The sequence below is a fragment of the Alkalicoccus luteus genome, assembly GCF_012034335.1.
Lineage (GTDB): Bacteria > Bacillota > Bacilli > Bacillales > Salisediminibacteriaceae > Alkalicoccus > Alkalicoccus luteus_A.
In genome coordinates, this window is the sequence record NZ_JAATHJ010000002.1 from 147,854 (window position 1) to 168,214 (window position 20,361).

Annotated in this window: 18 protein-coding genes; 1 reads left to right on the forward strand and 17 read right to left on the reverse strand. The window is 48.1% G+C overall.

Features of this window, described 5'->3' with window-relative positions:
- Window positions 1-4 precede the first annotated feature (4 nt).
- The gene (locus HCN83_RS02305) at window positions 5-733 is read left to right on the forward strand and encodes a DUF3891 family protein (protein ID WP_168004698.1); all 729 of its coding nucleotides are present in this window, start codon (window positions 5-7) and stop codon (window positions 731-733) included.
- A gap of 107 nt (window positions 734-840) precedes the next feature.
- Here the strand turns inward: HCN83_RS02305 and HCN83_RS02310 are convergent, their stop codons facing one another.
- The 17 genes from HCN83_RS02310 to lspA form a co-directional block, all read right to left on the reverse strand.
- Complete coding sequence (locus HCN83_RS02310; RefSeq protein WP_168004699.1) at window positions 841-2,658, reverse strand: ABC transporter ATP-binding protein; 1,818 nt, start codon at window positions 2,656-2,658, stop codon at window positions 841-843.
- Window positions 2,659-2,677: 19 nt separating this feature from the next.
- The gene (locus HCN83_RS02315; RefSeq protein WP_168004700.1) at window positions 2,678-4,429 is read right to left on the reverse strand and encodes an ABC transporter ATP-binding protein; all 1,752 of its coding nucleotides are present in this window, start codon (window positions 4,427-4,429) and stop codon (window positions 2,678-2,680) included.
- Window positions 4,430-4,684: 255 nt separating this feature from the next.
- Window positions 4,685-6,025 (reverse strand): Na+/H+ antiporter family protein, encoded by a 1,341-nt coding sequence (locus tag HCN83_RS02320; RefSeq protein ID WP_168004701.1) that lies wholly within the window; start codon window positions 6,023-6,025, stop codon window positions 4,685-4,687.
- Window positions 6,026-6,108: 83 nt separating this feature from the next.
- Window positions 6,109-6,420, reverse strand: a complete 312-nt coding sequence (locus HCN83_RS02325; protein ID WP_168004702.1) for a hypothetical protein — start codon at window positions 6,418-6,420, stop codon at window positions 6,109-6,111.
- A 162-nt stretch (window positions 6,421-6,582) separates the two neighbouring features.
- Window positions 6,583-7,212, reverse strand: coding sequence for a class I SAM-dependent methyltransferase (locus HCN83_RS02330; protein ID WP_168004703.1), 630 nt, complete (start codon window positions 7,210-7,212; stop codon window positions 6,583-6,585).
- A 5-nt stretch (window positions 7,213-7,217) separates the two neighbouring features.
- On the reverse strand, window positions 7,218-7,853 hold the full coding sequence (gene pyrE / locus HCN83_RS02335) for an orotate phosphoribosyltransferase (protein ID WP_168004704.1): 636 nt from the start codon (window positions 7,851-7,853) through the stop codon (window positions 7,218-7,220).
- Window positions 7,840-8,553 carry an orotidine-5'-phosphate decarboxylase gene (gene pyrF / locus HCN83_RS02340; RefSeq protein ID WP_168004705.1) on the reverse strand — a complete coding sequence of 238 codons (714 nt, stop codon included), beginning with the start codon at window positions 8,551-8,553 and terminating at the stop codon, window positions 7,840-7,842. The genes pyrE and pyrF overlap by 14 nt, the downstream gene beginning before the upstream one ends.
- Window positions 8,532-9,464, reverse strand: a complete 933-nt coding sequence (locus HCN83_RS02345; RefSeq protein WP_168004706.1) for a dihydroorotate dehydrogenase — start codon at window positions 9,462-9,464, stop codon at window positions 8,532-8,534. Before HCN83_RS02345 ends, pyrF begins: the two co-directional genes overlap by 22 nt.
- Window positions 9,461-10,204, reverse strand: a complete 744-nt coding sequence (locus HCN83_RS02350; RefSeq protein ID WP_168004707.1) for a dihydroorotate dehydrogenase electron transfer subunit — start codon at window positions 10,202-10,204, stop codon at window positions 9,461-9,463. The genes HCN83_RS02345 and HCN83_RS02350 overlap by 4 nt, the downstream gene beginning before the upstream one ends.
- On the reverse strand, window positions 10,201-13,392 hold the full coding sequence (gene carB / locus HCN83_RS02355; protein WP_168004708.1) for a carbamoyl-phosphate synthase large subunit: 3,192 nt from the start codon (window positions 13,390-13,392) through the stop codon (window positions 10,201-10,203). The genes HCN83_RS02350 and carB overlap by 4 nt, the downstream gene beginning before the upstream one ends.
- On the reverse strand, window positions 13,385-14,470 hold the full coding sequence (locus HCN83_RS02360) for a carbamoyl phosphate synthase small subunit (RefSeq protein ID WP_168004709.1): 1,086 nt from the start codon (window positions 14,468-14,470) through the stop codon (window positions 13,385-13,387). Before HCN83_RS02360 ends, carB begins: the two co-directional genes overlap by 8 nt.
- Entirely contained in the window at window positions 14,467-15,756 is a 1,290-nt protein-coding gene (locus HCN83_RS02365; protein ID WP_168004710.1) for a dihydroorotase, read from the reverse strand. The genes HCN83_RS02360 and HCN83_RS02365 overlap by 4 nt, the downstream gene beginning before the upstream one ends.
- Window positions 15,740-16,624, reverse strand: coding sequence for an aspartate carbamoyltransferase catalytic subunit (locus HCN83_RS02370; protein WP_168004711.1), 885 nt, complete (start codon window positions 16,622-16,624; stop codon window positions 15,740-15,742). The genes HCN83_RS02365 and HCN83_RS02370 overlap by 17 nt, the downstream gene beginning before the upstream one ends.
- A gap of 141 nt (window positions 16,625-16,765) precedes the next feature.
- A complete protein-coding gene (locus HCN83_RS02375) occupies window positions 16,766-18,082 on the reverse strand; it encodes a solute carrier family 23 protein (RefSeq protein ID WP_168004712.1) in 1,317 nt (438 codons plus the stop codon).
- A 155-nt stretch (window positions 18,083-18,237) separates the two neighbouring features.
- Window positions 18,238-18,780 (reverse strand): bifunctional pyr operon transcriptional regulator/uracil phosphoribosyltransferase PyrR, encoded by a 543-nt coding sequence (pyrR, locus tag HCN83_RS02380; RefSeq protein WP_168004713.1) that lies wholly within the window; start codon window positions 18,778-18,780, stop codon window positions 18,238-18,240.
- A 164-nt stretch (window positions 18,781-18,944) separates the two neighbouring features.
- Window positions 18,945-19,853 carry an RluA family pseudouridine synthase gene (locus tag HCN83_RS02385; protein WP_168004714.1) on the reverse strand — a complete coding sequence of 303 codons (909 nt, stop codon included), beginning with the start codon at window positions 19,851-19,853 and terminating at the stop codon, window positions 18,945-18,947.
- On the reverse strand, window positions 19,850-20,317 hold the full coding sequence (lspA, locus tag HCN83_RS02390; RefSeq protein ID WP_168004715.1) for a signal peptidase II: 468 nt from the start codon (window positions 20,315-20,317) through the stop codon (window positions 19,850-19,852). Before lspA ends, HCN83_RS02385 begins: the two co-directional genes overlap by 4 nt.
- Window positions 20,318-20,361: the final 44 nt, after the last annotated feature.

Sequence of the window (20,361 nt, forward strand, 5' to 3'; positions counted from 1 at the left end):
GTCGATGATTGTTACACGTCGGGACCGCAGCTTCTGGATGATTGATCAACATGAACACGCTCGCCTCTCCGCTGCTATGGCTGCTGCGTTCAAGCCTGGCCTGACTGACATGCCACAGCTGCTGACTGCAGCTGTGAGAGGACATGACCGTGCCTGGCAAATTCTGGACAGAGAACCTCTTTGGAATGACCATGCTGAAAAGCCATACTCGTTTCTTGATTTTCCTGCTGACATGAAGATGGTGTTTTATGAGCAGGGTCTGCAGCAGACGGAGTCAGAAAATCCGGGCTGCGCGCTGCTGCAGAGTCTTCACTACTGCTCCCTTGTAAAAGGCCGCACTTCAGGTGAAAAGCGTTTTTTAAAACGGGAACAGGTTCGACAGGCCAGGTTAGCCGATTTTGTACCGGAGGCCGATTTAGACGGGCTTCTGAAACTGCTTCAATTTACCGACAGTCTCTCCTTGTACGTGTGCATGCGCCCCGGCGTGGCGGGAATATACCGCCAGGAAGAAAACGGATTTCATGCTTCAGAAGACCTTCCTTTTACAAACGGCCTGTCTTTTCAGGCAGAGTGGACTGATGGAGAGCTTACCTGCAGTCCGTCCCCGTTTCATAAACAAATTGATTTTCAGCTTGAGGCACGTCAGCTGCAGTTGGATGATTGTAAAGATAATGGATTGGTGAATACATTCCGTCATACCAGACCGACTGCTTTACACGTGAAAATCAGATAGACATGCCGTTTTATACAGCATACGCTCTTTTAAAACTACGTGAAGTTTCTTTTTATACTAGAAAACCTCCGGAGCTGTCAGCCCGGAGGTTTTCTTCGTTTCAGAGATCAGCCTGCATCGAGTGCAGCGAATTGTGATTTGACCAGCGCATAATATTCTCCCCGCTGTTCAATCAGCTCGTCATGACTGCCTTGTTCTAAAATTTCTCCTTGTTCCAGCACGAAAATGTGATCCGCTTCCCGAATAGTTGAGAGTCGATGAGCGATCATAACAGCCGTCCTTCCATGAAGCAGTTTTTCAAGAGCACGCTGGATCAGCTGCTCTGTCTCTGTGTCGATAGAAGCAGTTGCCTCATCCAGAATTAAAATCTGCGGATCTGCCAGCAGCGCACGTGCAAAGGAAATCAGCTGCCTTTCGCCGACTGAAAGAATATTGCCTCGTTCTTCAACCTCTGTTTCATATCCGTTTGCGAGCTGTTTTATAAATTTATCTGCTCCAACAGTCTGTGCTGCCCGTTTACATTCTTCATCCGAGGCATCGGGCTTTCCAAATCGTATGTTATCAATGATGGTGCCTGAAAAAATAAACGTGTCCTGCAAAACGATGCTGACTTGCTTCCGGAGGCTGTCCAGACTCACATCCCGGAGATCGTGACCATCTATTTTCACGGTTCCTGACGTAGGATCATAAAAGCGGCTGATCAGGTTAACAATCGTCGTCTTTCCGCTTCCTGTATGTCCAACAAGAGCGATCGTCTGTCCTGCTCTCATTTCCAGATTAATCGACTGGAGTGCCTTACGCTTACTGTCATATGCGAATTCCACATTGTCAAACTCGATATGTCCCTCGACCTGACCTAATTCAACTGCGTGTTCCTGTTCCGGAACGGAAGGCAGTTCATCAAGAAATTCAAAGATACGTTCTGAAGATGCCATCCCGACAAGCAGCTGGTTATAAACCTGACCAAGCCTCGAAATAGGCTCCCAGAACATACCAAGAAAGAGAGAGAACGTGAAGAATTCGCCTATTGTAAGTCCTCCTGTCTGAATAAGAAAAACACCGTACCACAGCAGCACTGCCGTTCCAATCGCACCGCTCATTTCAACGAACGGACGAAACATGGCACTTTTCTGCGTGGCATTTCTCCAGGACTCATAGTTTTGGCCATTGATCTTGTTAAAGAAGCCGATATTTGGCTTTTCCTGCGTATAGGACTGCGTTACCCGGATTCCCTGAATGCTTTCATTCAAATGGGAATTCAGCATCGACTGCTTCAGTCTGACATCCTGCCAGGACCGTCTGATATTCCGGCGGAGCCTTGTCGAGATAAAGAACATAATCGGCAGAACGATCATGATAGCAAGTGTCAGCTCCGGACTGATATAGAAAAGCAGTGCAATGATTCCGATCAGCATGATAATGTCCATCAACAAGTTAATAACACCGTTCGTGAACAAATCCTGCAGGCTGTTCACATCATTTGTGATCCGTACAAGGATAGATCCTGCTGAACGCTGATCAAAAAACCGGTGCGACAGCCGCTGGATGTGATTAAATAATGCTGTCCGCAAATCAAAGATAATATACTGACCAAGCTTGTTCATGTATTTAATCCGGAGCAGGTTTCCAACCCAGGATATTACATATAATCCTGCAATGACTGCTACCATTATAAAGAGGAAATTCATATCTCCAAATTCGATAATGTGATCAAGTGCATAGCTGCCGATAAGAATCGGCGCCAGCAGACGAACCGCTGTGGAAAGCAGCATTCCAAAAACAGCGATCGGAAGAATAGTTTTGGCGTAAGGCTTCATGTACTGAAGCAGCCGTGTCATTTGTTTCCAGTTAAAGGGCTTTTCAATCGCCTGATCCGTTGAGTAGTGAAATCGTTTCAACGTCCGGCTTTCCTGCTTGTCATTCATAGTTTCACCCCCCCCTGGTTTATTTAGCTTCCTGCATAAATGTATGTTTATCTTTGTACTGCAGATCAAAAATACGACGGTATGCTCCCTGCTGCTGCATCAATTCATGATGATTTCCGCGCTCAACAATTCGCCCGTTATCCATAACCAAAATTTCATCAGCATGCATAAGAGAGGATATACGGTGTGCAATAATAAACGTCGTTCTTCCTTTCATCACTTCCTGAAATGCTTTCTGAATCTTTACTTCAGTTTCCATATCTACGGCACTCGTTGCATCGTCAAGAATCAGAATGCTAGGGTCAACACAAATGGCCCGGGCGATCGCAATCCGCTGCTTTTGACCGCCTGATAAACCGCCTCCGCGTTCTCCGAGAACCGTGTCATAACCGTCCGGCAGCTGCATGATAAATTCATGTGCATCTGCTCGTTTAGCCGCATCGATAATCTGTTCCATCTCAGCACCTGGATTCCCGTATGAAATATTATCTTTAACGGAGGAAGAAAATAAAAATGACTCCTGAAGGACGACGCCTGTACTGCTTCGGATGGTCCGCAGCGTATAATCAGCGAGCGGCCTGTCATCGATCAATACTTCACCCTGATCGGGCTCGTAAAATCTGGTAATGAGCTGAGTGATCGACGTTTTGCCTGAGCCGGTTGCTCCTATTAATCCAATCGTCATACCAGGTTCTGCCCGGAAGCTGAGGTCCTCAAGCGCTAAATCCTCTTCTTCGTCATAGCGGTGCCTCACCTGTTTAAATTCTACTCTGCCTTCAAGACGGTCTTTAGCAATGGCATCTGGTTTGTCCATAATTTCTTCCGGCTGCTCGAGCACCTGAAGCAGTCTTTCTCCGGAAGCTTTAGCCTGAGAAAATGTATTTACAATAAATCCGAGGTTCATGAGCGGATTAATAATAAACCAGATTAAGCTGAAAAACGCAACGAGCACACCAGGCTGAATGTCTCCGCTAATGACAAGAAAACCACCGTAGCCAAGAAGTACTACCACACAAATGTGACCAATCAATTCCATGAACGGAAAATAGGACGCCCAAATATTTGACGTATAAATATATTTATCTTTATAGTCTGTGTTTTTATCTTCAAATCTTCCCATCTCATAATTTTCTTTAGAGAGCGATTTTACGGTCGTCATACCGCTTATGTTTTCCTGAACCTTCGTAGTCAGCCCTGCAAAGGACTTGCGGATGTCGGTAAATGCAGGATGAACTTTTTTGTCAAACCTATAGACGGTGATAATCAGAAAAGGCATCGCTGCAAGCGTGACGACCGCTAATGAAGGACTGTAAAAGAACATAATTCCTAAGCTGAGGCCAACAAGCATCACGAGATTAATCAACTGAGCAAACCCGAAAGACAGAAAAAAGCGGAAGCCTTCTACATCGGCTGTCAGACGAGACATCAGATCTCCGGTTCTGGCATTATCATAATAACGGAACGGAAGATACTGAAGCTTTTTATAAAGCGCATTACGGAGCTCGAATACGGCACGAATTCCGAATAAATCACCTAGATATTGATGAAAGTAAACAGCGATCCCTTTGAGCAGCGTTATCACAAAAAAACCTACGGCTACATAAGGAATCCAGCCGTAGTTCTGATCAAGCACAATGTAGTCTATTGTGATTTGCAGAATGACCGGATAGGCAACGGTGAAGCCTGTCACGGCAAGCAGCAGAACGATCGACCAGAAAAAATAGGCTTTAAACGGCCAGTAAAACTGTTTCAATTTCTTAAATGTATCCATGATAGTTCCTCCTTCCGACCAATGGCAGTTCTTCTAATATATCGGTTTCCGAAATAATAATCCAGTACTATATAAAGTCAGATTCGACTGTAACCTGGAATTATCAGGTGATTTCTGAATATTTTCACCTTTTCACTGGATTATACTCTTTCATACGTCAAAATAGAATGAATATGCCTGCTGAAGAATACCCTGTATATAATCGGTAAATGCAAAAAAAGCTGACCAAGTGTTCAGCCCTGGACAGCTTTATTCTCACATAAAAATCATCACCGCTGCCCAGCCGAAAAGCAGCAGTGGAATGTTAAAGTGCAGGAAAGTTGGAACGACGGTATCCCAGATATGATTATGCTGGCCGTCAGCATTTAACCCGGCAGTAGGTCCCAGCGTGCTGTCAGAAGCCGGACTTCCTGCGTCACCAAGTGCGCCCGCTGTGCCGATAAGTGCAATGACCGCAAGCGGTGAAAACCCGAGCGATGCCGCCAGCGGAACAAAAATAGCTGCTAATATCGGTACCGTGGCAAATGAGGAGCCAATCCCCATTGTAATAAATAGGCCGATGAGCAGCATGACAAGTGCTGCCAGCGCCTGCCTGCCATCAAACCACGTTTCTGCCGATGCTACAAGAAGCTCGACGTGCCCGCTTTCCCGGATCACTTCGGCGAAACCACCTGCAGTAATCATGACAAAACCGATGAAGGCGAGCATTTTCATCCCGTTCGTAATTAGTCCGTCAGCTTCCTGAAGGGAGTATTTTTTTAGGCCGTGCAGGACTGCGAAATAAACGTAAAGCAGTGTTAATCCTGCAAATACACCAAAGATCATAGAATCTGACCATATCTGTGCTGCGAGTACCGCAAGAACAGCAAGAGATCCTACTGCTGTTCCGAATGGGGGCGCTTCCCGACGAGTTCCGGCTTCTGCAATTTCCCTGTTTTCATATGAGCGGTTTTTACGATAGGTTACCAGTATAGCTACGGCCAGTCCTGCGACCATTCCGGCAACAGGGAGTGCCATGGCAAGCGGGATATCAGCGAGATCGATCGCCATACCGCTTGCTTCCATATTTTCTGAGATCGTCTGATGAAAAATGAGACCGTAGCCCGCTGGCAGCAGAATATAAGGAGCCTTCAGCCCGAACGTCAATGCGGTTGCTGCTGCCCTGCGATCCAGCAGAAGTTCATTGAACACTTTTAGTAAAGGCGGAATGAGCAGCGGAATAAACGCAATGTGAACAGGAACCAGATTTTGTGAGAAACACGCGATAAGCGCCGTAGTAAATAGAAGCAGCACTTTAACGAGTGTCGTTTTCCTGGCTTCACCGCGCTTTCCTAACAGCTTCACTGCCCCTGCCACAAGTTTGTCCGGTATACCAGTGAATGTGATCCCTGCTGCAAAAGCTCCAAGCAGCCCGTAGCTCAACGCGATCTGTGCATTTGTTCCAAGTCCATCTGAGAACACTTGAATTATTTCGCTTATTCCCATACCGGCAGTGATCCCGCCGGCTGCTGCACCGATGAGAAGAGCTACGACAACGTGAACACGCGATAAGCTGAGAATAATCATGACTAATACGGCAACAATAACTGCATTCATTAAACGGTACGCTCCTGTCTTTATCGTGATAAACCACTAATGTAAAAAAGCCTTCATGAGAATATCATGCAGGCGGCAGAAAATCAATGTTTCTTTTTCGTTATCAGATAGACTGGAACGGTATAGAGATAAATGTGCAGCAGCACTGCTGTTAGAGCAAGCGGTTCTGCTTGTAACAGCCTGCCTGTGAGCTGTGGAAGCTCTGGGGCCGGATAGCTGTAAGTCATCAATTCCAGGGTCGAAACAAATGGAATAAGCCCTGCTGCAATCATGCTTGAGCCGACAGCCATATAATGACTGAGCTTTACTCCCTTCCATATTGAAAATCCTGCTGCAAAAGCTGTAACAGCAAATAAAAAAAGCCAAGCAGCAGCATGAAGCGGTTCATGAAGCAAGCGATCTCCCCCCAGTTTCTCTAGACTGTCAGTACCCTGATAAATGGAATTAAAACACATGAAATAAGCTGCTATTTCACATCTTACGATCATAGTGAAAACGAATTTCATGACAAAACTGCCCCTCTCATGCTAGCAAAAGGGACAGAATCGTACAAGCCGCTACTTTATTGCAGCCGCGATCGTTGCCCGTTTACATGCTGACAAACGGACTTCCACTTCCTGATAGCCGGCAGCTGTCAATTTGCGCTCAAGCTCCGCTTCAGAAAACCGGTGCCGCCGTTCTGCAATGCGTCCCCATTGCAGCAAACCGTTTCGCTCCTTGTCCGGCAGCTGAAGAGCGTCCTGTTCTGCGCGTGCTGACGAGAATCCAGGTGCTGGATTCAGCAGTCGCAGCTCGCCACCTCTGCGCTGTACCCGAAACCATTCTGAAAGGGCACGGTCAGGCTCCGGAAGCAGAAACAAAACGCAGGTGCTGATGACTGCGTCAAATTGTTCGTCAGGGAACGGGAGTTTTTCAACGTCTGCTTGTAAAAACGTAAGTCCGCTTTCCCCGTGGTGAAGCTGCTTTGCTTCCCTGATCATTTCAGAAGAAAGATCAATCCCCACGCGGTGTTGAAACTGACGGAGCCGCGCTGCAAGTCTGCCTGTTCCGCACCCGGAATCCAACAGCTCTTCACCTGATAAGTTCCTGCATGTTTCATCTTGAAGCCGGATAAACCAGGAGGAGGCTGCCATTTGATCGAAAAAGTTTGTTTTGTTATCAAAGTCTTCTGCGGTAAATCTTCTCATGCCGGTCAACTCCTTGTAAAAGCGTCGCTCCATCCGGCAGGATCCGTATTCCAGCTGGCTAGCCTGTCTGCGTCTGCTTCGGAAATAAGTCCTTTGCGTTCTGCAGCCTTGAGCAGGACGGAGAAGGAGGTTAATGCTTCAACTGGATAGGAGCGGTCTTTCGTTTGTTCATGAAGCATCTGCAAATCATATGTAAAAATGGCCGCTATGCCAACCGGTATGCCGCCTTCTGCCTGAACAGCATCGGCTGCTTTCAGTGCGGACCCACCGGTAGAGAGCAGATCTTCAATAACCAATACTTTCGCTCCCTCTAGAAGATTTCCCTCTATTTTATTTTTCCGACCGTGAGATTTTGGTGAACTGCGAACATATATCATTGGCAGTTCTGCCTGATCAGCTGCCCAGGCAGCGTGCGGTATCCCTGCAGTTGCTGTTCCTGCAATAACATCTGCATCGAGCTCCCGTGCTTTTTCAGCAAACCATGCAGCAATTTGTTTACGGCCTTCCGGGTGCCCCATAAGTAATCGGTTGTCACAGTATATTGGTGAGCGGAGACCGGAGCTCCATGTAAATGGGTTTTCCGGGGAAAGCACAACTGCCTCGATTTCAAGCAGAAGTTCTGCTGCCTTAAACTCGTTCATTGTTAAGCCACTCCTTTTGTATTGCCTGATAAGCTCTCGCCGGATCGCTGCTTCTTGTAATCTCGCGCCCGCAAACAATTGCATCTGCTCCGGCCGCTGCTGCATGAGCGGGCGTCGCCGTTCTGACCTGATCATGTCCTGCTGCATGGATCGATCTGATACCCGGTGTGACACAAAGAAAATCACTTCCGCAGGCTACTTTAATCTGTCTGGTTTCATGAACGGAGCAGACTACTCCGTCCAGACCACTCTCTTTTGTCAAAGCTGCAAGCTGATTAACAGAGCGCTCTAAACCAGATGTCATTCCCTGCTCCTCGATAACTTGCTGATCGGATGTACTCGTCAACTGCGTAACGGCTATAAGGGAGGGACGACCGGAGGAGTCCGAACCGATTTCGAGACCTTCCCGGGCTGCCTCCATCATGCGTCTGCCGCCAAGCGCATGAACATTTACAAGATCAATTCCGGATGCAGCAACGATTATCATGGCCCGCTTCACAGTTTCAGGTATGTCATGCATCTTCACGTCCAGAAAAACACCGTGCCCGTTATGTTTAACGCGATCAACAAAGGAGAGCCCTTCTTTATAAAACAGTTCCATGCCGATTTTGACATAAACGCCGCTTCCGAGCTGATCAAGAAGCCGGAATGCTTTTGCTTTATTTTCTACATCAAGTGCTACGATAAGGGAACGCTGCACGACTTCCAGCTCCTTCCTGTTAATTCTGAAACGTGGGAAATCTGTCGTTTTTCAAGCCATTCATCTAATTCTCCAATCAGCTCCGGACAAATAAAAGGATTTTGAAAATTAGCAGTTCCTACTGCTACAGCAGAAGCTCCAGCACTTAAAAAGTCAATAATATCTTCTACTGAGGAAATGCCTCCCATGCCGATTATAGGAAGATCCGTCCGCTGACTGACTTCGTAAATCATTCGAATCGCTACTGGCTTAACTGCAGGACCGGAAAGTCCGCCGGTTTTGTTTGCCAGAACAGGCCTTCCCGTTTCGGTATCAAGACGCATGCCGATCAGCGTATTAATCATGCTTAAACCTGAGGCTCCTGCTTTTTCAACTGATGTTGCTATAGCTGCGATGTCTCCGGTATTCGGGGACAGCTTCACATAAACAGGCTTTGCAGAAACTTCGCACACGGCTCTCGTTACTTCAGCAGCCAGCTGCGGATCATTGCCGAATTGAATGCCTCCTTCTTTCACATTCGGACATGAGATATTAAGCTCCAGCGCGCCAACCTCCTGCGCCGCTGCCATAACGGCTGCAGCTTCGCAGTAATCGTCAATAGAAGTGCCGGCAATGTTAGCAAGCACTGGAATGCCTGCTTTTCCACAGTGGCCGAGATGCTCTTCCCTGATTGCTTTGGCGCCTGGATTTTGAAGACCGATCGCATTGAGCATTCCGCTGTCCGTCTCAGCTACTCTCGGAACCGGATTTCCGCGTCTGGGCTCCGGTGTAGCTGCTTTTACAGCAGCAGCTCCGAGCACTGAGAGATCGTACAAATCAGCAAATTCTGCACCGAAAGCAAAGCAGCCAGAAGCTGGCATCACCGGGTTTTTCATGTCTAGTCCCGGAAGTTTAGTTTTCAATCTGCTCACAGCTGAACCACTCCCTTCTCGAAAACAGGACCATCGCTGCAAATTTTGACGTAGCCGCCGTCTTTTTTATCGCACACACATGCAAAACAGGCACCGATTCCGCATCCCATTCGTTCTTCCAGCGAGACATATCCTGGCGCCTCGATATTTTCCTGAAGCGGATGCAGCATCGCTTTCGGTCCGCACGCATAAAAGGTGTCAAACTCCGAATTCATTAACGCAGCATCCGTGACGTATCCTTTCGTTCCATACGTTCCATCCTCCGTTGTTACCTCAACCTCTCCATACTGCCTCAGTTCATCCGCCAAAAATACATCCTCTGCAGATCGGAAGCCGATCACTGATTTAACACGAATTCCGTTTTTTACGAGCTCTTCTGCAAGAAAATGAAGCGGCGGCACCCCTACCCCGCCGCCTACGAGCAGCGCTGTTCCATCATCGAGCAAAGGAAACCCTGAACCGAGCGGTCCAAAAACATCAATCGTATCGCCAACGCGTACTGATGCTATCGCTTCAGTTCCAGCTCCCGATGCTCTGAATATGATGACGCACGTTTGGTCATCTGCGGCGCTGATACTGATTGGTCTTCTTAACAGCATCGCTCTTCCATCTCCTGCCTGAACGTGCAAAAAGCGGCCGGGCGAGCATCGAGGCGGAATATGTGACCCTTCCAGCGTAAATTTATAGACGTTTGCAGCAACCTCTTCCTTTTTAGCGAGCTTCAGCTTTTCTTTGATCATACGGTCACCGCCTTTTTCTCCCTTACCGGGATCGTGCTGAAGTGCATGGATTCGATAACCTGCAGCACTGCTCTTGTCGTATCAAGAGAAGTATTGCATACAATTCCACGTTCCACTGCCTCCCGTCGAATTCTGAAACCATCTGTGGCGGGCTTCTTTCCTGTCGTTAATGTATTAACAATATAGTGCACTTCACGTCTTGAGATGACGTCCAGCATGTCCGGCTTTCCTCCGCCGACCTTGTAAACAGTTTCGGAAGGAATTCCAAGTCCTCTCAAGTACGCCGCCGTTCCAGGAGTTGCTGTAATGTCAAAACCAAGCTGATGAAAGCGTTGTGCAAGAACGCCCGCTTCTTCTTTATCCTGATCTGCAATAGTAAAAAGCACCTTTCCGTGCAGCGGCACATCCATACCGGATGCTACCAGTCCTTTATACAGAGCTTTTTCCAGTGAATGATCACGTCCCATGACTTCACCTGTAGATTTCATTTCAGGGCCCAGCGTTATGTCGACACTGCGCAGCTTTTGAAAAGAGAAGACAGGAACTTTAACTGACACTTCTTCAGGCTCTTCCAGCAGGCCAGATGTGAAGCCTTGATCCCGGAGTGATTGGCCAAGCAGACTTTTTACAGCTGCTTCCGCCATATTCATCTCCGTAATCTTGCTCAAAAACGGTACCGTTCTGCTTGAACGCGGATTCACTTCCAGCACATACACATCGTCTTCCTGAATGACAAACTGGATGTTCATGAGTCCTTTCACCTGAAATCCTCTTGCCAGTTTAATCGTGTATTCAATTAATTTCTCTTTTACGAGGTCACTGATGTTTTGAGGCGGGTAGACGGCAATAGAGTCTCCCGAATGGACACCCGCCCGCTCTATATGCTCCATAATGCCTGGGATGACAACCGTATCGCCATCACAAACGGCATCGACCTCCACTTCTTTCCCGACAAGGTACTTATCGATAAGCACTGGGTAATTGTGATTGACCTTTACCGCCTTTTGCATATAGGTGACAAGCTCTGACTCATGATAAAGAATCTGCATCGCTCGTCCGCCTAACACGTATGATGGTCTGATTAAGACCGGGTAACCGATGCCGGCTGCGATAGCTGCGGCTTCTGATACTGACACAGCTGTTCTTCCCTCTGGCTGCGGGATCCCCAGCCGCTGCAGAGTAGCTTCAAACTTATCACGGTCTTCACATGCATCAAGAAATTCGAGTGCTGTACCAATGATCGGTACGCCTCGCTTATCTAATTCCCCTGCCAGATTCAGAGCCGTCTGTCCGCCGAACTGGACAATAACCCCTTCCGGTTTCTCGTGCCGGATGACATTCATTACATCTTCAATCGTCAGCGGCTCAAAATAGAGCTTGTCCGAAATTTCGAAATCCGTTGAGACTGTCTCCGGGTTATTATTCATAATAATCGCTTCCCGGCCGCTTTCTTTAATGGTTTTGACAGTGTGAACCGTGGCATAGTCAAATTCAATGCCTTGTCCAATACGAATCGGGCCGGAACCGAGTACCAGAATGGAAGGCTTTGATGTCACCACAGATTCGTTTTCCTCTTCAAACGTACTGTAGTAGTACGGCGTTGCAGATTCGAACTCTCCTGCACATGTATCAACCATTTTGAAGACAGGATAGAGCGCCTGTTCTTCCTGCATCGATTCCAGCACATCGGTCTCTGTTCCGGAGAAGTAAGCAACTGCCTGATTAGAGAAGCCTGCTTCTTTTACTTCTTTGAAAAGATCTTTCGTCAGCTCTTCTGTCTTCAATCGTTGCTCGAGCTGCACAATTTCCTGTATTTCGTAAAGGAAATAAAGGTCGACAGCCGTGACTTCATGGATCTCCTCTGGTGTCCAGTCTCTGCGAAGCGCCTCTGCACAATAAAGGAGCCGTTCATCGTCCTGAGCAGCTAGTTTTCCTCTCAGATCGGTCCCATCAGCATCTTCAGGCATCAAGTGAAACAGTCCGATTTCGGCAGAACGGACGGCCTTGAGCAAGGATTCCGAAAGTGTCCTGCCGATCGCCATCACCTCACCGGTCGCTTTCATCTGAGAGCCGAGCGTACGGTTTGCCGAGTCGAATTTATCAAAGGGAAACCTTGGCCATTTCGTCACGACATAATCAAGCGCTGGTTCGAAGCTGGCAAATGTATTTTTCGTAACTGGATTTTGAAGCTCGTCCAGTCTGTATCCGACCGCAATTTTTGCAGACAGTTTTGCAATTGGATATCCCGTTGCTTTTGATGCGAGCGCTGACGATCGGCTGACACGCGGATTCACTTCAATGATGTAGTAGTCCTCACTATGCGGATCAATGGCGCACTGGACGTTACAGCCGCCTTCGATGCCAAGGGCAGAAATAATCTCAAGAGAAGCTGTGCGGAGCATTTGATACTCTCTGTCAGACAATGTCTGACTCGGCGCTGCTACGATCGAATCTCCTGTATGAACGCCGACAGGGTCCAGATTTTCCATGTTACAAACTACAATTGCCTGTCCGCTCTTATCGCGCATCACTTCATATTCTACTTCTTTAAAGCCGGCGATACTTTTTTCGATCAGACACTGATTCACAGGGCTTGCATAAAGTCCCTGAGCAGTTATATCTCTCAGCTCTTCATCCGTGTGTGCCATTCCCCCGCCAGTTCCACCGAGCGTATATGCAGGGCGGACGATAACCGGCAGTCCGATCGTATCAGCGAAGGCTTCCGCTTCTTCGACTGAATGAACAATTTCACTATCAGGCACCGGCTGTGAAATGCTGTGCATCAGCTCCCTGAATGCCTCTCTGTCTTCTGCCTGTCGGATTGCATCCAAATCAGTTCCGAGCAGCTCAATATTGTAGCGCCCCAGTATTCCTTGTTTCTCCAATTCCATCACGAGGTTCAATCCGGTTTGTCCACCAAGAGTAGCAATGATGCCATCCGGGCGTTCCCGGCGAATCACAGATGTCACGAATTCGGGTGTGAGCGGTTCAATATAGACACTGTCAGCTGTTGCAGCATCGGTCATGATTGTCGCTGGATTCGAGTTGACCAGCACGACTTCATAGCCTTCTTCCTTCAATGCCTGACAAGCCTGCGTGCCCGCGTAATCAAATTCAGCCGCCTGGCCGATAATGATCGGTCCGGATCCTACTACAAGTATCTTTTGAATGTCTTTACGTTTAGGCATGAATCGTTCCCCCTGTCTGCTCATGAACGAGCGCTTTGAACTGGTCAAACAAAACCGCTGATTCCGTCGGTCCTGGAGCAGCTTCCGGATGGTACTGTACACTGAATAACGGAAGTGACTCGTGTATCAGCCCTTCAATAGAACCGTCGTTTACGTTCACATGTGACACATTCAGTCCAGTTCCGGCAAGCGACGCTTCTCTCACCGTATAGCTGTGGTTTTGAGAAGTGATGGCAACTCTGCCGCTCTCGAGATGACGAACCGGATGGTTTCCACCCCGGTGTCCAAACGTCATTTTTTCTGTATCTGCTCCAAAAGCAAGTGCAAGCAGCTGATGGCCAAGGCAGATGCCGAACACCGGCAGCACTTCTGCAAGCTTTCGAACCTGCTGCACTGCTTCCGGGATATCCTGAGGATCTCCGGGACCGTTGCTGAGCATCACACCGTCCGGTGAAAGGGAAAGCACATCCTCTGCAGTTGTATTCCATGGCACAGAAATCACTTCAAATTCCTGCTTAAGAAGGTGGCTGATAATGCCTTTTTTTGCTCCGTAATCAATGAGCACGATGCGGTGTCTGCCTCGTCCCGGATACCAGTACTGCTGAGACGCAGAAACGTTTCGGACCTGATCACCGCTATGAACAGCAGCAGCCCGCAGACGTGCTTCTTCGACAGACTCTGTGCTGTCAGATAATACACCTCGCATCGTTCCGCCTGTGCGGATCATTCTTGTTAGCTTCCGTGTGTCAATCCCCTGTATTCCGGGTATGTTATGATGATTCAGCCATTCATTCAAGGTTCGCTCCCGTCGGAAGTGACTAGGATGCACTGCCGCTTTTTTTACAATCATACCGGCGCAATGCGGGATGATATTTTCAAAATCATCTCGATTAATGCCGTAATTGCCTATCAGCGGGTATGTCATACAGATAATCTGATCACGATAGGATGGATCTGTTAATATCTCCTGATAGCCTGTCATACTTGTATTGAAGACCACCTCTCCTTGACCAGCCTGATCACTTCCCAATGCTTTCCCTTTAAAAACGGCTCCGTTCTCCAGTACAAGCTTTCTCATTTTACTTCCTCCTTTTTCAACACGTCTTTTCCGTTAAAAATTGTCATCACTGGCTGACCAATCGTTTCCCAACCGTCAAACGGTGTATTTTTACCTCGGGATACAAACGAGGAGGCGTCAATTTTGAACTGTTTCTCCAAATTCAGTACAGTAAATTCTGCTTTTTCTCCTGGAGCCAGCCTCCCGTAAGGCAGATTAAACACATTTGCCGGTTTGTCCGTCATCCACGCCAGCAGCTCCTCAAGCTTAAACAGCTTCGTCTTTACAAAAAAAGTGTGCAGCAGCGGGAAAGCTGTCTCTAGGCCCGTTATTCCAAACGGCGCATGCTGGATTGGTTCAGCTTTTTCTTCCTCTGTATGGGGAGCGTGGTCTGTCGCAATAAAATCGAGCGTACCGTCAATCAGCCCTTCGATTAACGCGAGCTGATCACGGCGGCTTCGAAGCGGTGGATTCATTTTGAATTGAGCATCATCTCCTGGAATATCATCTTCATTTAACAGCAAATGATGCGGAGAAACTTCGGCAGTTACGTGAATGCCGGCTTTTTTAGCATCCCTGATTACTCTTACCGATGCTTCTGTGCTGACATGACAAACGTGATAATGGGCCCCTGTTTCTTCAGCGAGTAAAACATCTCTTGCAATATGTACAGATTCTGTCGTGGAAAGAATCCCATTTATGTTCAGTTCTTCTGCTTTACGTCCGGCATGAAGATGTCCCCCGAATAGTAAGCTGTTATCCTCACAGTGAGCTGCAACAGGGATGCCTGCTTGTGCCGCCTGCTTCATCGCGCGGTACATCATACCTGCCGACTGAACACCCACTCCGTCATCAGTAAGGGCAAAGGCGCCTGCCTGCTTTAAAGCTTCAGCATCCGTAAGGTCTTTTCCGGCTTCGCGGATCGTAATCGAGCCGTAGGGGAGAACCCGAACATGGGCATTGCGGCCAATCATTGCTTGCAGCGTTTCCATCTGCTCTTTCGTATCCGGAACTGGCCGGGTGTTGGGCATTGCGCACACAGTCGTATAACCGCCTTTAGCTGCTGCCTTCGTACCGGAACTGATCGTTTCCTTCTGTTCTCCGCCAGGCTCCCTCAGGTGCACATGCACATCGATAAATCCCGGACTGATAATAAGTCCGCTTACATCTATCGTTTCATCTGCCGTATCATGAGACAGCTCCACTGCCATTTGCTCTATCAGCCCGGTAACTTCCGAAACAACAAGATCCTGCCTGATTAGCTTCCCGTTCTGATAGACACGTGCACCTTTATACAGCTTTTTCATAGCATTTCTCCTCCTTTGTTTTTACCACTTCAGCCAGAACAGCCTGCCTGATCTTAACTCCGTTTGCCATTTGCTTAAAAATACGTGAAAAAGGTGCTTCGACAAGCGACGTGTGCAGCTCGACTCCACGATTTACAGGGCCGGGATGCATCAAGATCGTATGCGGCCTGAATGTGTCAGCACGCTCAGGCGTCAATCCGAACTCCTCCAGATAATGTGGAAACACAGGCTCTGACTCATCGTGCCTTTCAAGCTGGGTGCGGAGCGCCATCCACACGTCTGCCTGTCTGCAGCCTTCATCGGCAGTAATCGTCTTCGCATCTTCAGGCATCCATTCAGAAGGTCCGCTGAAGCGGACAGTCGCCCCAAGCCGTTCGAGAACGGCTGCATTCGCTGACGCAATCCTGCTGTGACGAATATCCCCGCTGATTACTACTTGCAGCCCGCGAAATGTGCCAAATTCCTGCTTGATTGTCAGCAAGTCCAGCAGCGACTGAGTCGGATGATCGCCTGATCCGTCTCCTGCATTAATAATCGGAATCTGAACATCGTGCAGCTCGTTATAAAATGCTTTCTCTTTCGTGCGGATGATGACAGCACTCACGCCTATAGCTTCCAGCGTTTTAACGGTATCGTAAAGCGTTTCACCTTTTTGCAAACTGGAGCCTGCCTCGTCAATGGTGATTGAGCGCATTCCGAGGTTCATCTCCGCCATTTCAAAGCTGCATTTTGTTCTTGTGCTTGGTTCTAAAAACACATTTGCTGCCATTCGATTAGCAAGATTCGGAAATTCGGCCTTGTCTGCTCGATCGAGCAGTGACAAAATAGCCTGATCTGACAGATGCTGCAGTGATGTTAAAGATTTCATCGAATACCTCCTTTGAAGTAAAGAGCCACGGTTTAATGGTAATAAAAGGCACCCGTAATCAATATACGGGTGCCTCAGCTCCCGGATCACTCCGGAAGCGTCACCCTTTGCCGGTTCACAGACCGGCTTTAAAAGGTGTTACTATGCAGCTGAGCCATCTTTCTTCCGGCTCATATCGTGAAACATTTCTTCGTTCGTTTTGACAGGATCCCGTCCCGGCAAAATTAGATTAAGCAGAATTCCAACGATCGTTGCAAGTGCCATACCGGCAATCTGCACATCATCTGATACTTGAATAAAAGCACCGCCGATGCCAATGACAAGCACGACTGAAACGATAACAAGATTGCGCTTTTTTCCGATTTCCACTTGATTATCAATCAGCATGCGGAGGCCGTTTGAGGCAATGATTCCGAACAGCAGAATAGAAACGCCTCCCATAACGGATGTTGGTATTGTTGTGATGAGCGCTGAGACCTTGCCGACGAAGCCAAACAATACAGCAGCGACTGCAGCACCTCCGATAACAAACACGCTGAACACTCTTGTCAGCGCCACTACACCGATATTTTCTCCGTACGTTGTATTTGGAGGACCTCCTAACAGAGAGCTGATCACAGTTGCGACGCCGTCGCCCATAATAGACCGGTGCAAACCCGGCTCTTTCACCAGGTTTTTTTCCACTACTTTGCTGAGGACCATCTGATCGCCGATATGCTCACTGAGCGTTACGACCGCGATCGGCACCATGATCGCAATAATTGTCCAGTTTAATGCAGGTTCATAGGTGACAAACGGTACGAGAAATTCCGGAGACTGGATCCAGGATGCCTCCCGCACTGCGCTGAAATCGACAAGTCCAAAAAACCAGGCTGCTGTATAACCTCCGACAATCCCCGTTAAAATAGGTACAAGACTGAAGAAACCTCTGAAAAAAATGGCTGCCGTAATCGTAATCGCCAGTGTTATCATGGCGACACCGAAATGAGTGCCGCTGTAGCTTTCCGTAGCAGGGTTCTCCATTGCCATTTCAATTGCAACGCCTGCAAGACCGAGTCCAATCACCATAATCACCGGACCGATAACAACCGGCGGGAGAAGCTTCATGAGCCAGCTGACACCGGTAGCCTGGATGACAAGTGCTACAATTCCGTACAGGATCCCTGCGAAAAAGCTTCCGATCATTGCACCTTCAGGACCTCCGATGCCGACAGCTGCGATCAGCGGGGCGATAAAAGCAAATGAAGAACCAAGATAAGCCGGGATTCTGCCTTTCGTAATAACGAGATACGCCAGTGTGCCGAGCCCGCTGCTGACGAGAGCGACTGCCGGACTTAAACCTGTGAGAAGCGGCACGAGGATGGTCGCACCGAACATGGCGAATAAATGCTGAATACTGAGCATCAGCCATTTATCAAGTCTTGGTATTTCTCTGATTCCTACAGTGTTCGTTTCCATGAATGACATGCCTCCTGAACAGCAAAAAACCTCTTAGTCTCCCTAAGAGGTCTGTTTACTGAAAAGGCCTGCAACGAACAGGCTTTCAGAAAACACACCCCTTTTCAGGCTCACGGGCCCGCTTTAAAAGGGAGGTTTCTGCTGATGATGTATTGTTATGATCTGGGGTTAAGGATGCTGACTCCTTCTTCCCTGTCTGATTCCTGCAGTTTCACTTCAACAATTTCTGATTTAGCGGTCGGTACATTTTTTCCGACGTAATCCGGCCTTATAGGCAGCTCTCTGTGCCCACGGTCAACGAGAACAGCAAGCTGTATTTGAGCAGGTCTGCCGAGGTCAACTACTGCATCCAGAGCAGCCCGGACAGTGCGGCCGGTGTAAAGGACATCATCGACTAAAATAACTTTACGGTCCGTTACGTCCGTTTTAATCTCCGTGCCGTGAACTTCCGGCTCCTCATCGTGACGTTTATGAGTAAGATCGTCGCGGTAGAGCGTAATATCGATTTCCCCGGTTTTTACAGGCGAACCTTCAATCGACTCGATTCGTTCGGCCAGCCTTTGAGCCAGATATACTCCGCGAGTTTTAATTCCAACGAGGACACACTCCTCCACACCCTTATTGCGTTCAATAATTTCATGGGCGATTCTCGTAAGCGCCCTTCTGACAGCCTGTTCGTCCATCAGTTCTTTTGTCATATATCCATCCACCTCCAACACGAAAAACTCCTGCCAGTGAAACCGGGCAGGAGAATATACGAAGTTCTTCAACTTCGGTACGTTCCTTACCAGTTTCTCTGAACTGATTTAAAGGACTATATTGATCTTTCAAAAGTATCGCACACCATAATTAGCTTGTCAACTTAAAATGAAGCAGCATGCACCAGACAGGACTGAAAATCAGCAGGAGGCTCTGCTTCACACAGAATTTCTTCATCCGTGACTGGATGACGAAATCCGAGCAGCGCTGCATGCAGCGCCTGACCTTCGATTGGGAATTCATGCTTTTTTCTCGGACCATACTTAGGATCGCCGACAATCGGAAATTCGATGTATTTCATATGCACGCGGATTTGATGCGTTCTTCCGGTTTCAAGTTCACAGCTCACGTGCGTATGTCTCTCGTAGCGCTGAATAACTTGAAAATGGGTCACCGCTTCCCGCGAGTGCCGGTCTGTAACGGCCATTTTTTGCCTGTCCTCCGGATCACGGCCGATTGGAGCATCGATTGTTCCCTTATCATGCGGAATAATACCGGCCACTATCGCCTCGTATCGTCTCTTGGTCGTTTTGTTTTTCAGCTGCTCTACAAGCGACTGATGAGCCCGGTCGTTCTTTGCTGCTACAATCAGGCCGGAAGTATCCTTATCGATGCGGTGAACGATACCTGGTCTGACTACACCATTTATAGATGATAAATCCGTGCAATGGTGCAGCAGGCCGTTCACGAGCGTACCTGATGGGTGACCGGGAGCAGGATGAACGACCATTCCACGAGGTTTGTTAACGACGATCACATCTTTATCTTCATAGATAACGTCAAGGTGTAAATTCTCGGGGATGAGCTCAAGCTCCTCCGGTTCCGGTTCCTCTACGTGAATGACATCCCCTGCTTTCAGCTTATAATTGCTTTTTTCCTGGCTGCCGTTTACTGTAACGTATCCGGATTTAATCCAGTCCTGGACTGCACTGCGGGTCCATTCTGTATGATCACTCAGCCATTTGTCTAACCTTAAGCCGGATTCTTCCGGCTGAAATTCGTGTTCATTCATGTCGTATTCGTCTCCTGACGTTTTTCTTCTATAAATACATGCAGAATCACCATTATAACACCGGTTACAAGGGCGCTGTCCGCTACGTTAAAGATCGGAAAGTTGTAGGTGAAGATATAAACATCAATAAAATCCACAACGGCTCCAGCATATACCCGATCGATAAAATTTCCGATAGCACCACCCAGAATTAATCCCAGTGCTATTCCGTACCACCGGCTTCCGTCCAGTTTAGCCTGGATCATGTAGATGATCACCCCGACAACGACAACGGTAGCGATATAGAACAGCCACATCTGTCCTTGGAGAATCCCAAAAGCAGCCCCGGCATTCCGGTGAGAAGTTAAATAAAGAAACCCTTCGATGATTTCAATGCTCTGGCCGATTTCCATCCGGTCGATGACCAGCCACTTCGTCAGCTGGTCAGCACCGATAATTACTGCTGCAATCACGTAATAAATCAAGCGCTTTTCCTCCGTTTTCCCCTGAACTTGGGCCGGCATCTCCT

Coding starts and splice junctions, on each gene's coding strand:
- HCN83_RS02305 (WP_168004698.1), top strand. CDS start 5: ATGATTGTTACACGTCGGGACCGCAGCTTCTGGATGATTGATCAACAT.
- HCN83_RS02310 (WP_168004699.1), bottom strand. CDS start 2,658: ATGAATGACAAGCAGGAAAGCCGGACGTTGAAACGATTTCACTACTCA.
- HCN83_RS02315 (WP_168004700.1), bottom strand. CDS start 4,429: ATGGATACATTTAAGAAATTGAAACAGTTTTACTGGCCGTTTAAAGCC.
- HCN83_RS02320 (WP_168004701.1), bottom strand. CDS start 6,025: ATGAATGCAGTTATTGTTGCCGTATTAGTCATGATTATTCTCAGCTTA.
- HCN83_RS02330 (WP_168004703.1), bottom strand. CDS start 7,212: ATGAGAAGATTTACCGCAGAAGACTTTGATAACAAAACAAACTTTTTC.
- pyrE (WP_168004704.1), bottom strand. CDS start 7,853: ATGAACGAGTTTAAGGCAGCAGAACTTCTGCTTGAAATCGAGGCAGTT.
- HCN83_RS02350 (WP_168004707.1), bottom strand. CDS start 10,204: ATGATCAAAGAAAAGCTGAAGCTCGCTAAAAAGGAAGAGGTTGCTGCA.
- carB (WP_168004708.1), bottom strand. CDS start 13,392: ATGCCTAAACGTAAAGACATTCAAAAGATACTTGTAGTAGGATCCGGA.
- HCN83_RS02360 (WP_168004709.1), bottom strand. CDS start 14,470: ATGAGAAAGCTTGTACTGGAGAACGGAGCCGTTTTTAAAGGGAAAGCA.
- HCN83_RS02365 (WP_168004710.1), bottom strand. CDS start 15,756: ATGAAAAAGCTGTATAAAGGTGCACGTGTCTATCAGAACGGGAAGCTA.
- HCN83_RS02370 (WP_168004711.1), bottom strand. CDS start 16,624: ATGAAATCTTTAACATCACTGCAGCATCTGTCAGATCAGGCTATTTTG.
- HCN83_RS02375 (WP_168004712.1), bottom strand. CDS start 18,082: ATGGAAACGAACACTGTAGGAATCAGAGAAATACCAAGACTTGATAAA.
- pyrR (WP_168004713.1), bottom strand. CDS start 18,780: ATGACAAAAGAACTGATGGACGAACAGGCTGTCAGAAGGGCGCTTACG.
- HCN83_RS02385 (WP_168004714.1), bottom strand. CDS start 19,853: ATGAATGAACACGAATTTCAGCCGGAAGAATCCGGCTTAAGGTTAGAC.